Annotated in this window: 9 protein-coding genes; 1 reads left to right on the top strand and 8 read right to left on the bottom strand. The window is 53.1% G+C overall.

Translation table 11 applies throughout. The features are described from left to right. Positions 1–58: 58 nt before the first annotated feature. The 8 genes from ligA to Q0482_RS02210 all read right to left on the bottom strand — a co-directional run bounded on the left by ligA (position 59) and on the right by Q0482_RS02210 (position 11,557). The gene (gene ligA / locus Q0482_RS02245) at positions 59–2,062 is read right to left on the bottom strand and encodes an NAD-dependent DNA ligase LigA (RefSeq protein ID WP_299142805.1); all 2,004 of its coding nucleotides are present in this window, start codon (positions 2,060–2,062) and stop codon (positions 59–61) included. A 10-nt stretch (positions 2,063–2,072) separates the two neighbouring features. Next, positions 2,073–4,280, bottom strand: a complete 2,208-nt coding sequence (pcrA, locus tag Q0482_RS02240) for a DNA helicase PcrA (RefSeq protein WP_299142802.1) — start codon at positions 4,278–4,280, stop codon at positions 2,073–2,075. Between the two features lie 263 nt (positions 4,281–4,543). Further along, a complete protein-coding gene (locus Q0482_RS02235; protein ID WP_291056957.1) occupies positions 4,544–5,488 on the bottom strand; it encodes a manganese-dependent inorganic pyrophosphatase in 945 nt (314 codons plus the stop codon). Between the two features lie 722 nt (positions 5,489–6,210). Next, positions 6,211–7,506, bottom strand: coding sequence for a phosphopyruvate hydratase (gene eno / locus Q0482_RS02230; RefSeq protein ID WP_299142798.1), 1,296 nt, complete (start codon positions 7,504–7,506; stop codon positions 6,211–6,213). A 19-nt stretch (positions 7,507–7,525) separates the two neighbouring features. Further along, a complete protein-coding gene (gene tpiA, locus Q0482_RS02225; RefSeq protein ID WP_299142795.1) occupies positions 7,526–8,272 on the bottom strand; it encodes a triose-phosphate isomerase in 747 nt (248 codons plus the stop codon). A gap of 6 nt (positions 8,273–8,278) precedes the next feature. Next, positions 8,279–9,466 carry a phosphoglycerate kinase gene (locus tag Q0482_RS02220; RefSeq protein ID WP_299142793.1) on the bottom strand — a complete coding sequence of 396 codons (1,188 nt, stop codon included), beginning with the start codon at positions 9,464–9,466 and terminating at the stop codon, positions 8,279–8,281. Positions 9,467–9,468: 2 nt separating this feature from the next. Further along, positions 9,469–10,476: a type I glyceraldehyde-3-phosphate dehydrogenase gene (gene gap, locus Q0482_RS02215; RefSeq protein WP_299142790.1), complete on the bottom strand. Its 1,008-nt coding sequence runs from the start codon at positions 10,474–10,476 to the stop codon at positions 9,469–9,471. 52 nt (positions 10,477–10,528) lie between these two features. Continuing rightward, positions 10,529–11,557, bottom strand: coding sequence for a sugar-binding domain-containing protein (locus Q0482_RS02210; protein WP_299142788.1), 1,029 nt, complete (start codon positions 11,555–11,557; stop codon positions 10,529–10,531). Between the two features lie 395 nt (positions 11,558–11,952). Here Q0482_RS02210 and Q0482_RS02205 point away from each other — a divergent pair, with 395 nt between their 5' ends. Next, positions 11,953–12,903 carry a nitronate monooxygenase gene (locus Q0482_RS02205; RefSeq protein WP_299142785.1) on the top strand — a complete coding sequence of 317 codons (951 nt, stop codon included), beginning with the start codon at positions 11,953–11,955 and terminating at the stop codon, positions 12,901–12,903. The last annotated feature ends 438 nt before the right edge of the window (positions 12,904–13,341 follow it).

The raw sequence follows: 13,341 nt of genomic DNA, 5'->3' as shown, positions 1-13,341 counted from the left end.
AAATGTCATGTTTATTAATAGGAATCTAATTTACACAAGGAATTTTACACCCTCTCGTCTATCCTTCTACCCCTGCTCTTCTCAGAAATTCTTCTTCATTAATGACGGGGATATTCTTCGCTCTGGCCTTTTCCAGTTTGCTCCCTGCATCCTCTCCTGCCACCACCAGGGTGGTTTTGTTGGTAATGGAGGACTGGGTGTCTCCGCCCTGCTGTTTGATGAGTTCTCCTGCTTCTCTTCTTCCCATGGCGGAGAGTTTTCCTGTGAGAACCACCATTTCTCCGGCGAAGGCCTGGCCGGCAGGGGTTTCTTTGACTTCTTCCATGAGGACGCCGGCATCTTTGAGTTTGTTGATAACTGCCAGGTTCTTTACATCATGGAGGTAGTCGTAAAGGCTTTTGGCAATGACTTTGCCTATGCCTTCGGTTTCCTGGATTTCTTCGGCGGAGGCGGCGATGAGGGCGTCCATGGTGTGGAAGCGGGCGGTGACGAGTTCGGCGCCCTTGGCGCCCAGGAATCGGATGCCCAGACCGAAGAGGAGTTTGGCCAGGCCTCTTCCTTTGCTGTCATTAATGGCAGCTGCCAGGTTGGAGGCGCTTTTTTCGCCCATGCGCTCCATCTGTTCCAGGTCTTCCTGTTTCAAACGGTACAGATCGCCGGGGTCTTCTGCCAGCCGGACGGCCAGGAGGCCGTCCACCACTGAGGGGCCCATGCCTTCGATGTCCATGGCGTCCCTTGAGGCGAAGTGGATCAGTTTTTCACGGACCACGCCGCCGCAGTTTGGATTGGTGCAGCGGTAGGCCGCTTCTCCTTCGATGCGGTGCACCGGCTCTCCGCAGATAGGGCAGGCAGCCGGCATTTCGAAGATTTCTTCTTTCCCCGTGCGTTTATTCTTGAGGACTGTGGAAATTTCAGGAATGATTTCCCCTGCTTTGTAAATCATGACGTGGTCCCCTACGCGGATGTCCTTTTCATGGATGAAATCCATGTTGTGGAGGGTGGCCCGCTTCACCGTGGTGCCGGCCAGGTGGACAGGGGTGAGGTCGGCGGAGGGGGTGAGGACGCCGGTGCGGCCCATGGTGACGATGATTCGTTCCACTTTCGTTTCCGCTTCTTCCGGCGGGTACTTATAAGCCATCGCCCACTTGGGATCTTTCACCGTAGCCCCCAGTTGATTCTGCTGGGAAAAATCATTCACTTTGATGACCATACCATCGGTGTCATAGCCCAGGTCGTGGCGCTTCACTTCCCAATCATTGACCCCTTTGATGACCCCTTCGATGGAGTCCCATTTCCGGTAGTTCGGGTTCACCTGGAAATGGAATGCTTCCAGCTGCTTCAAGAGTTCTTCCTGGGAGTGGATTTCCAGTCCCTGGATGTCGCCTAAGGCATAGGCAAAGAAGGCCAGGTTACGGGAGGCGGTGACGTGGGGGTCCAGCTGGCGAAGGGAACCGGCTGCGGCGTTTCTGCAGTTGGCAAAGGGCATGAGGCCTGCTTCGTCCCTTTCTTCGTTAAGGGCGATGAAGCTTTTCCTCGGCATGTACACTTCGCCCCTCACTTCCATGTAGGGCGGCGCGTTTTCGATATAAAGGGGGATGGTGTGGATGGTCTTCACGTTGGCCGTCACGTCTTCCCCTACCCTTCCGTCGCCCCGGGTAAGGCCCTGCACCAGGCTGCCGTTTTCGTAGATAAGGTTCATGGAGAGGCCGTCGATTTTAAGTTCCGTAATGTATTCCACGGAAGTGACGCCCAGCCCTTCCTTTACCCGGCGGTCAAAGTCCCGGAGTTCATCGGCGCTGAAGGCGTTGGCAAGGCTCAGCATAGGTTTCCGGAAACGGACTTTGCCAAAGTCGTCGGATGCCTTGCCCCCTACCCGCTGGGTAGGAGAGTCGGGGGTCACCAGTTCGGGATATTCCTTTTCCAAATCCACCAGCTGACGGTAGAGATGGTCGAATTCATAGTCCGTAATTTCCGGCGCATCCTTTACATAGTACAGGTAGCTGTGATGGCGGATTTCCTTCCGGAGCTCCTGTACCTTCTTTATGATTTCTTCCGATGCCATAGTTTTTCCTCTATTCTTCTTTTCTGATAGGAGCATAGGACACCATGAGCTGGCGCACCTTTCCCTGGAAATCCACTTTGATCATCATATTCTTGTCATTTCCCATGACAGCCACCACTTTGCCCTTGCCCCAGAGGTTATGGACAGCGGTGTCTCCCACCTGCCAGTCATAGCGGACTTTTACCGCCGCCTTTTTGGGCTTGTTCACCACGGCGGAGTCGGAGAGGGCATAGCGGCTTCTGCTTTCATTATGCCAGCGGCCGGCACTCTTGATGGTTTCCTTCTTTCTGTCTTCCCCTACCCTGTCCATAAGGTCCGGTGGGATTTCTTCCAGGAAGCGGCTGGCTGCGTAGGGCTTCATCTGGCCGTACATGGTACGCATATGGGCATTGCAGAGGTAAAGTTCCTTCTTGGCTCTGGTAATGGCTACGTAGCAGAGACGCCTTTCCTCTTCCAGCCTGGATTCTTCCATGAGGGAGCGGACGCCGGGGAAAATGCCTTCGTCCATGCCGGGCAGGAATACGATGGGGAATTCCAGTCCCTTGGCGCTGTGCATGGTCATCAGGGTCACCTTGTCGTCTGTTTCCTCATAGCCGTCCACATCGTTCACCAGGGCCACCTGTTCCAGGAATTCCGCCAGTCCCTCGCCGGGATGGGTGGTAATGAAATCCTTGGCTACGGAAAGAAGTTCGCCCAGGTTTTCTTCCCTGCTCTGGGCCTGGGGATCATCGCTTTCCTGCAGCTGCACCAGGTACTTCGTGTCGGTCAGGATTTTCTGGATCAGGTCGAAAATATTCATTTCCGTGGAAGCATTCAGGAAATCAAAAATCATGGCGCTGAAATTCTGGAGCTTCAGCTGGGCGGAGGCGGAAATGGAAGATCCTTCCACCGCCATAATGCCTTCAAACATGGACATGTCCCCGGCATTGGCATAGTCTGTGAGCTTCTGCACCGTAGTGGCGCCGATACCCCGCTTGGGCACATTGATAATACGGGTAAGGCTGATGTTGTCCCGGAAATTGTTGATAACTTTAAGGTAAGCCATAATGTCCCTGATTTCCGCCCGGTCATAGAACCTGGTGCCCCCTACCATGGTGTAGCCGATGCCCCGCTTCACCAGCGTTTCTTCCAGTACCCGGGACTGGGCGTTCATGCGGTAGAGCACCGCCATATTTCCATAGGGCTCATGGTCTTCATCATGCTTTTTCTTCATGGTATTCACAATGAATTCCGCTTCATTGTGCTCGTCCATGGCGGTGTACCACTTCAGGTGGGCGCCGCCCCGCTGCTCAGTCCAGAGCTTCTTGGACGGCCGGTCCGGGTTATTCTCAATCACCGCATTGGCAGCGTCCAGAATGGTCTGGGTGGAGCGGTAATTCTGTTCCAGCTTGATAATCTTCGCCTTGGGATAGTCGGACTTGAAATCCATGATATTCCGAAGGTCCGCCCCGCGCCAGGAATAGATGCTCTGGTCCGCATCCCCTACGGCGCAGATATTCTGCAGGCTCCCTGCAATGTACTTCGCCATAAGGTACTGGGCATGGTTCGTGTCCTGGTATTCGTCGATGAGGATGTAGTGGAAACGGTCCTGCCAGCGCTTCCGGATGGTTTCATTGGCCAGAAGGGCGGTGGTAATAAAGAGAAGGTCGTCGAAATCAAGGGCGTTATTCTGCTTCATGTGTTTATCATAAAGATCATACACATCCGCCACCTTCAGATTGTAGAAATTCGTCCCTGCCTGCTGGCGGAAAGCCTTCGGGCTCAGGAGTTTATTCTTTGCCGAGGAAATGGCGCTCTGGATAACCCGGGGCTGGAACTGCTTGTCATCCAGATTCAGCTCCTTCAGCACATTCTTCACCAGCTGCTTGGAATCATCGGAATCATAAATGGTGAACTTGTCGTTGTAAGGCGGATAATTGTTGATTTCCCGGCGCAGGAAACGGGCGCCGAAGGAATGGAAGGTATACATCCAGATCCTGTCCGCCGCCGGTCCTACCAGACCGTGGACCCGGTCCCGCATCTCCTTGGCCGCCTTATTGGTAAACGTAATGGCCAGAATCTCTCCGGGACGGATACCCAGGGAAAGCATGTAGGCAATGCGGCAGGTGAGAGCCTTCGTCTTGCCGGAACCGGCGCCGGCCATAATCAGTACCGGGCCTTCCACCTGTTTCACCGCCTCCAGCTGGCGGTCGTTCAATGTATGTAAAAAGTCTGTCATTCTTACTCCTTTGTTTGTTAGTGAGTTAGTTGGTTAGTGAGCAGTGGGCTAGTGAGCTAATGGCTGGTGAGCTAGTGGCTAGTGGCTAGTAGCTAGTGGCTGGCTAAAAAAGAAGAACTCATATATGACAGAGTCATGTATGAGTTCTTCCAGGGAAGCACTGATTCATTCATAGAGTCTGCTTTTATAAGAATAAAAGCAGACAGTGATTTAATCAGCGCTTCCCCGGAAATCAGCGTATACCGCCGATTTCCGGGATTTCATTATTCTCCATAAACCTTCAAGAGGAACGGAGCCACCTGTTTTTTACGGGACATGACCTTCGGCAGGTAAACCATGCCGTTTTCCGCCTTTTTGCCGAATGCTTTTTCAGCGGCTGCTTCTGCGCCTTCTGTGAACCAGAGGTAAGTGTCTTCAGTGAGGATATTAGTTACCATGAGGTAGGAGGCTTCGTAGTTCTTTTCTGCCTTTGTGGCTTCCAGAGCCTTCATGATATCCGCCTTCTTGGCATTGATCGGTTCTACGTCCATCACGGAAATCTGTCCGCAGGAGAAGGTTTTGCCGCCGGCTTCAAATTCCTTGGTATCGTTGTGAGCCAGTTTTTCTGCGGGGTAGTCGGAAATATCAGCGCCGGCCTTCAGCATGTCCATGCCGTACTTTTCATAATCCACGCCGGCGATTTCAGCCAGTTCCTTCACAGCCTTTTTATCTTCTTCCGTGCAGGTGGGAGAACGGAAGAGGACGGTGTCGGAAATAATGGCGGAGAGCATCATGCCTGCCACTTCTTTGGAAGGCTTCACGCCATTCTGTTTATAGAGACCGTAAATCACGGTGTTCACGCAGCCTACGGGACGGATAAGGATGAAAATGGGGCTTTCCGTTTCAAAATCGCCCAGGCGGTGATGGTCGATGAGTTCCAGCACTTCTGCATCCTTAATGCCGTCCACGCACTGTTTGGATTCATTGTGGTCCACAAGAATCAGTTTTGTCTTTTCATCTTCTTCGCTCTTTCTTGCCACATTGGTCAGAAGGACCGGTGCTTCCACCTTGAAATAATCAAGGGCAAACTTCGTTTCCTTATTCGGTTCCCCCGCCCTGGCAGCCACAGCGTCCATTCCCAGCTGTCTCTTCAGATAGGAATAGGAAATAGCAGCAGCAATGCTGTCGGTGTCCGGAGATTTATGTCCTGTTACAAATACTTTGCTCATTCTATCGCTCCTTTAAGTCCAATGATAAATGGGTTCATAATCGCTCCAATCATTATACCATATGAAGCAGAGGGTTCAAAGGGATGGGGAAAGGTTCTTAAGATGGATGCGCCCTTGGGGCGCAAGGGTTCTTAGGTTTGACAGCAGCTCCGCTGCTGAGGGTTGTGGTGGCGGCTGACGCCGCAGGTTGTGGTTGCAAAGGTTCTCAAGTTTGACCGGCCTATGGCCGGAGGGTTCTTAGGTTTGACGGCCCTGTGGGCCGAGGGTTGTGGATTGCCGCCTGCGGCGGCAATGATTATGAAGTAAGCGTTACGGGAATACCTTTTGTGTCACCAAGGGTACATGACGAAGTGCAAAAGCCTTCTTCCTCTGGAAGATGGGAGTCCTGCAGAGGACTTCCAAGTCGGGCTAATATTTGAGTATAGCCTGCACATAAAGCGAACACCTTAATGCCCGACGGTGTCGCCGCAGGCAACGGATGATAGCGGCCTTTCGCAGAAAGGCCGAGGCCCCATCGGGGCCTAAGATGTCTCATAGTGGCTTGGAGCTATCTTCCAGTGTTCCTCAGGGCTTCGCCCAGCTCCTTTCTGAAAAAGAAACTTTACGTTACGCTTCTCCTCCCGCCGCTTAAGTCCTGCTAAGCATGACTCGACGAATTGTCCGCTGCCAGAGAAAAACCCCGGCAGGCCGCCGGGGTTTTCTCTGTATTTCTATTATTTCTATTATTCAAACCGTTTCATTCTGTGGGTGAGTGCGCTGCTGCCGTAGAAGGAGTCGGCGTCCAGGTCTTCTTCAATGCGGAGGAGCTGGTTGTACTTGGCCACTCTTTCCGTACGTCCGGGGGCGCCGGTCTTGATCTGGCCTGCGTTCAGGGCTACTGCCACGTCGGCAATGGTGGTGTCGGCAGTTTCACCGCTGCGGTGGGAGATGACGGCGGTGTAGCCGCATCTCTGGGCCATCTGCACGGCTTCGAAGGTTTCGGTGAGTGTACCGATCTGGTTCAGTTTGATGAGGATGGAGTTGGCCACGCCCATGTGGATGCCTTTGGAGAGGCGTTTGGTGTTGGTTACGAAGAGGTCGTCCCCTACGAGCTGGACTTTTTTGCCCAGGGCATCGGTGAGTTTCTTCCAGCCTTCCCAGTCTTCTTCACCCAGTCCGTCTTCAATGGAGATAATGGGGTAGTCGTCGATGAGTTTTTCGTAGAAGGCAATCATTTCATCGGCGGTTTTAGCGGCATGGTCTCCTGCCAGGTGGTAGAGGCCGTCGCCTGCCAGGAGTTCGGAGGCTGCCACGTCGGTGGCAAGGACTACGTCTTTGCCTGCGGTGTAGCCTGCTTTTTCGATGGCTTCGCAGATGACTTCCATGGCTGCTTCGTTGGAAGGAAGGTCCGGTGCATAGCCTCCTTCGTCACCGACAGCGGTGGAGAGGCCTTTTTTCTTCAGTACGTCCTTCAGGGCATGGTAGATTTCAGCGCACATGCGCAGACCTTCGCGGAAGCTGGGAGCGCCTACGGGCATGATCATGCTTTCCTGGATGTCCACGTTGTTGTCTGCGTGGGCGCCGCCATTCATGATGTTCATCATAGGTACCGGCAGGTTATGGGCATTGACGCCGCCCAGGTACTGGTAGAGGGGAAGGCCGGCGGAAGCGGCTGCTGCATGGGCAGCTGCCAGGGATACGCCCAGAATGGCATTGGCACCAAGGCGGCTCTTGTTTTCCGTGCCGTCCAAGTTGATGAGGATATGGTCCAAGCCTCTCTGGTCGCTGGCGTCCCAGCCAAGCACGGCATCAGCGATTTCGCTGTTCACATTGTTTACCGCTTTCAGGACGCCTTTTCCGTTGTAGCGGCTCTTGTCGCCGTCACGGAGTTCGGTGGCTTCAAACATGCCGGTGGAGGCACCGGAGGGAACGGCGGCTCTGGCAAAGGTGCCGTCTTCCAGTGTCATTTCTACTTCAACTGTGGGGTTTCCCCGGGAATCCAGAATTTCTCTTGCATGTAAATCGGTAATTGCTGCCATGCTTTATTCCTCCTATGTATCAGGCTTTGCTGTAAATATCAATCATGGTTTCAGGCTTCAGGCTGGCGCCTCCGATGAGGGCACCGTCGATGTCTTTCTGTTTCAGGAAATGGGAAATATTGTCTCCGTTCACGGAGCCGCCGTAAAGGATGCGGACTTCTTCGGACGCTTTTTTACCTGCCGTTTCTTTCACGGTCTTACGGATGAAGGATGCGATTTCCTCCGCATCTTCGGGAGTGGCTGCCTTTCCGGATCCGATGGCCCAGATCGGTTCATAGGCAATGACCACTTTGGCCGCCTCTTCTTTGGAAAGTTCGAAGAGGGCGGTTCGGATTTCACTTCCGATTCTCTCTTCCGTCTGGCCTTCCTTTCTTTCCTCCCCCGTTTCCCCTACGCAGAGGATGGGAATCATGTCATGGGAAAGTACGGCTTTTACCTTGCGGGCCACCAATTCATCGCTTTCACCCAGGATCTGCCGTCTTTCGGAATGGCCGCAGATGACATAGCTGCAGCCCAGGTCCTTCAGCATGGGAGCGGAAATTTCGCCGGTGAAGGCGCCCTTGTCCTCGGGATACACGTTCTGGGCGCCCCAGAGAATGGATGACCGTTCCAAAAAGAAGCGGGTAATGGGAATGTCGGTGAAGGGCGGACAGAAGAGAAGTTCCACCCCTTCCTTTTTCTGTATCTTGAAGGATTTGAAGAATGATTCCGCCTCGGTGACGGTGAGGTTCATTTTCCAGTTTCCTGCAATCAGGGTTTTCCTCAAACAGAATCACTCCTTATCCGCCAGAACTGCCACGCCGGGAAGAACCATGCCTTCCAGCATTTCCAGGGAGGCACCGCCGCCGGTGGATACGTGGGAGAATTTATCTTCAATGCCCAGCTGGTCCACCACGGAAGCGGATTCGCCGCCGCCAATGACGGTGGTAGCATCAAGGTCTGCCATGGCTTCTGCAATGGCAAAGGTGCCTTTGGCAAAGGGTTTCATTTCAAATACGCCCATAGGACCGTTCCAGACTACGGTTTTCATCTTTTTCAGTGTTTCCACGTAAAGCTCAATGGTCTTGGGTCCGATATCCAGCGCCATCCAGGGGCTCTTGAATTCGGAAGCAGAGAGCACTTTCGTCTTTGCGTTTTCAGAGAAGGAGTCGCCGGCCATGAAATCCACGGGGAGCATGATTTCCGAACCCATTTCATGGGCTTTCTTCATCAGGTTTCTTGCCAGGTCGAAGCGGTCTCTATCCTGCAGGGACTGGCCCATGTCATAGCCCTGGGCCGCTACGAAGGTATTGGCCATGCCGCCGCCGATAAGGATGACATCCGCCTTTTCCATAAGGTTGGCAATGACCTGGATTTTGTCGCTGATTTTAGCGCCGCCGATGATGGCTGCAAAAGGTCTTTCCGGATGTTCGATGACACCGTCCAGGAAATCGATTTCCTTCTTCAAGAGAAGGCCGGATACCATGGGCATAAGCCTGCCAACACCTACCACGGAGGCATGGGTGCGGTGGGATACGCCGAAGGCATCGTTCACTGCCAGATCGCATCCATCGGCCAAAGCTTTAGCAAAGGCAGGATCATTCTTTTCTTCTTCTTTATGGAAACGGAGATTTTCCAGAAGGAGCACCTGTCCCGGCTTTAAGCTCTTCTTCATGGCAGAAGCCTTTTCTCCTACGCAGTCATCGGAGAAAAGCACTTCCTGATTCAGGATTTCGGACAGCCTTTTAGCAGCCGGTGCCAGGGACAGATCCTTCACTACGGCTCCCTTGGGCCGCCCCATATGACTTGCCAGCACCACCGCTGCTCCATGGTCCAGGAGATAGCGGATAGTGGGAATGGTCGCCCTGATGCGGCGGTCATCAAGAATATGGCCGTCCTTATCATGGGGCACATTATAGTCCACCCGGACATACACTGTTTTCCCTTCCGGTTTCAAATCATATACGGTCTGTTTATTCATAATCAAAGTCCTTTCGAAGCTACGTACTTAACAAGGTCGATAATTCTCATGGAATATCCCCATTCATTGTCGTACCAGGCAATGACTTTGACAAGGTTTCCTTCCATCACCATGGTGAGGAGGCTGTCCACCGTGGAGCTTACGTCGGTGGTGAGGAAATCGCTGGATACCAGCGGTTCGTCGGTGTAGGCCAGGATGCCCTTCAGTTCTCCTTCGGAAGCTTCCTTGAGGGCTGCATTCACTTCTTCCTTAGTGACAGTCTTGGAAAGTTCTACCACCAGGTCCACCAGGGAAACATCAGGAGTTGGAACGCGGATAGCCAGGCCGTTCAGTTTGCCCTTCAGTTCCGGAATGACAATGCCGATGGCTTTGGCAGCACCGGTGGAGGTGGGGATAATATTTTCAGCAGCCGCCCTGCCTCTTCTGGGGTCCTTCTTGTGGGCCTTTTCCAGAATGGCCTGGTCATTGGTGTAGGAATGGACTGTAGTCATAAGGCCCCGTTTGATATGGAACTTTTCATGGAGTACCTTCACCACCGGCGCCAGGCAGTTGGTGGTGCAGGATGCGTTGGAAATGATATTATCCTTTTCCGGATCATAGGTGTCTTCATTGACCCCCATGACAATGGTGGCATCGTCATCCTTGCCGGGAGCGGTAATGATGACTTTCTTTACTGTGCCTTTGATATGCTTGCCGGCGCTGACCTTATCCTTCAGTTTGCCTGTGGATTCTACCACGATTTCCACGCCATAGGCACTCCAGTCCAGGTGTTCCGGATCCCGGTCATGGAAAACATGGACCCTTTTCCCTTCAATGATCAGGTCGTCTCCGTCGATTTCCACCTTCTTGCCCAGACGGCCGTGTACGGAATCATACTTCAGGAGATAAGCAGCAGTCTCCACACCGCTGGGGTTATTGATGGCCACTACGTCCAGATCATCCCTGTCCAGCATGCCGCGGAATACCAGTCTGCCGATTCTGCCAAATCCGTTAATACCTACTTTTGTCATAATGTGAGTACCCTCCTGTGTTTGACTATGTACCTGTGAAAGCATGTATGGCTTACCTGCCTTCACTTATACCCTTTATGATTTCTTTTCCTGCCCCTTCATCGGTAATCAGTGTCCCCCGGACTCCGGCTCTGGCCATGGCCAGAATGGCATCCCCCTTGTGCCTGCCGCCGGCAGCGATCAATACATGGGGAATGGAGGAAATATCCTCCCTGGAAATGCCGGCGTTGTAAAGGCGGTAAAGGATTTTCCCATGAATGTCGGCATAAAAGCCCAGGGCTTCGCCGGATGCCTTTTCCTTTACAAGCCTTTCCCTCACATCCTTAGGGATTTCCAGCCACTTGGACCGGTCCTGCGGCACATCCACTCCGGTAACCAGGATATTCGTTTGACCAATCAGCTTTTCCACTTCCCGAAGCTGGGGAAGCTCATTTTTCACTTTCAGGAAAAGCTCAGGACTCAGACCGTCGGGGATATGAATGATGTGATACTCTCCGCCCAGCTTTTCCGCCATACGAGCCGCCACGAAATTAGGCAGGTATTCCACCCGGTTTCCGAAGCCCCCGCGGGCAGGGATCACATCCCCCTTCATATGGAGCGGCGGAAGAGCTTCCGCCATACCGGCAGTCACCGGACCGCCTCCTACGGCAATAACAAATCCGTCCCGAATGATACGAAGAAGGACCAGCGCTGCCTCCTGGCTGATTTCATTTCTCACCTCTAAGGATTCATCGGAATCCCCTCTCACCACGATAACCCTTTCCATGGAAAGAATACCCTGCAGCTTTTTTTCCATGTCCGAAAGCGCCGGACTTTTCTGGAAATAGGGAGCCAACGGCTCAATCAGCGATTCTCCCTTGGTAGTGAGGCTCATGCCGGAAGGACGCATAAAAAGAAGACCTGCCTCTTCCATTTTTTCAATGTGTCTGCGGACCACATTTTCGGAAAGCTTCGTCTGCATAGCCAGAAGATGCCTTCCCACCGGTCCCGTGTCATGAATCTGCCGAAGAATCTCATACCGCTCCTGGGCCTCTGCCATCATTTCAGGCAGGAGGAGCATCATTAAAGAATCTTCTTTCAACCATATCACTTCCATCCATTAAAAAGTGCGGAATCATGTCAAGTCTTTCCTTTTACAGTATATCACGCCGGCATTAATACTACAACATCTATCCAAAATTCCTGTAATATGCATACTCTATATTCAAAAAGTATACCAATAAAATTTCATGCCCCTCTTTTCCCTCGGATAGAAAATGTAAAAAAATCCATAAAATCGGGGTTGAAAGAAGATGCATGGGTCAACTGTCAAAAGTTTGATATAGAATACTCATATTGCTGTCACTTCCTATGATTTTTCTGTATGATTTTTTCCTGAACAACAGGGAAATATTTTCTCATATAAACCTGCCATCCCCACCAAAAACGGATATAATAAGGGCAGAAACATAGATTTCCAAAACAGGAGGAATCATTATGGCATGGAAAACAAAACTGACAGAACTATTATCCATTGATTACCCCATCATCCAGGGCGGCATGGCCTACATTTCCGACGGCGTCCTGGCCGCCGCCATGGCCCATGCAGGCTGCGCCGGCGTCATCGGCTCCGGCGGTTTTACCACCGACGAGGTAAGGGACAATGTCCGCCGGGCCAAGGACATTCTGGGCCCCAAAGGCATCTACGGCGTAAACCTCATGCTCCAGGCCCCCAACAAAGACGATGTAGCCCAGGTCATCTGCGATGAAAAAGTCCCCTTCGTCACCCTGGGTGCCGGAAACCCGGTGCCCTGGTTTGACGACCTCCACCATGCCGGCGTGAAATGCATTCCCGTGGTGCCCAATGTGAAACTGGCCAAACGGGTACAGGATGCCGGCGCCGACGCCCTGGTAGTAGAAGGCATGGAAGCCGGCGGCCACGACGGAAAGCTCACCCTCATGGCCCTTCTGGAAAACGTACTGCCGGACATTGAAATCCCCGTAGTCGCTGCCGGCGGCATCGTAGATGGAAGAGGCATTGCCGCCGCCCTCATCATGGGCGCCTCCGGCGTGCAGATGGGCACCCGCTTCCTCCTTGCCGAAGAATGCCGCCTCCACCCCAAAGCCAAAGAAGCCATCATCAAGGCAAAGGATACAGACTCCACCGTCACCGGCTTCACCACAGGAGACAGCGTGAGAGGCATTAAGAATGCCTTCTCTGAAAAATACCTGAAAGCCGAATACAGCGGCGCCCCGCTGGAAGAACTCATCGCCCTGGCCACCGGCACCACAAGGAAAGGGGCGGTGGAAGGAGACACGGAAAACGGCTTCGTCCTTGCCGGCATGTCCCTCACCCACCTCACAAGAATCCAGCCGGTGGAAGAAATCGTAGAAGAACTGGTTTCGGAGACGGAAAGAAGACTCTCCGGCGCTAAGGAATTGATTTGAATTTTATGCCCTCCGGGGCAGAAGGGGCGCGGCTGCGCCGCAGGTTGTGTAGAAAGGTTGTGTTCGCTGCCGCTCAAGGGGCAGGGCCAAAGGGTTCAAAGGGTTCAGAGGGGAAGGTTGACGGGGCCTACGGCCCCGAGGGTTCTTAAGGTTCTCAGGTTTGACAGACGCTCCGCGTCTGAGGGTTGTGGTATCGCCTTCGGCGATGAGTATGAAGTCAGCGTTACGTGCTTGCCTTCCCGCCCGCTCGTCAATCTGAGCGAAGCGAAGAATCTCGGTTCCCGCCGACATTGACTCCGACCAGCACACTAAATCAATTTTATACAAACTGGCGCCTTCTCTTTTTTTAAAGGCGCCCACCAGAACCTTCACGGCCGAAGGCCGTGTCAGTCGAGTAGACGGAATCAGATTACTCTGTCCGCCCCTCACAGAACCGTA

Origin of the sequence: uncultured Dialister sp. (genome assembly GCF_937959425.1) — a bacterium.
Taxonomy (GTDB): Bacteria; Bacillota; Negativicutes; order Veillonellales; family Dialisteraceae; genus Dialister.
Note: the sequence above shows the minus strand (reverse complement) of the source record. Positions and strands in the feature narration are given on the sequence as shown.

What these genes read in the sequence shown, in the direction of transcription:
- Q0482_RS02235 (WP_291056957.1), bottom strand. Translation starts at nt 5,488, where the DNA reads ATGAGCAAAGTATTTGTAACAGGACATAAATCTCCGGACACCGACAGC.
- gap (WP_299142790.1), bottom strand. Translation starts at nt 10,476, where the DNA reads ATGACAAAAGTAGGTATTAACGGATTTGGCAGAATCGGCAGACTGGTA.
- ligA (WP_299142805.1), bottom strand. Translation starts at nt 2,062, where the DNA reads ATGGCATCGGAAGAAATCATAAAGAAGGTACAGGAGCTCCGGAAGGAA.
- Q0482_RS02205 (WP_299142785.1), top strand. Translation starts at nt 11,953, where the DNA reads ATGGCATGGAAAACAAAACTGACAGAACTATTATCCATTGATTACCCC.
- eno (WP_299142798.1), bottom strand. Translation starts at nt 7,506, where the DNA reads ATGGCAGCAATTACCGATTTACATGCAAGAGAAATTCTGGATTCCCGG.
- pcrA (WP_299142802.1), bottom strand. Translation starts at nt 4,280, where the DNA reads ATGACAGACTTTTTACATACATTGAACGACCGCCAGCTGGAGGCGGTG.
- Q0482_RS02220 (WP_299142793.1), bottom strand. Translation starts at nt 9,466, where the DNA reads ATGAATAAACAGACCGTATATGATTTGAAACCGGAAGGGAAAACAGTG.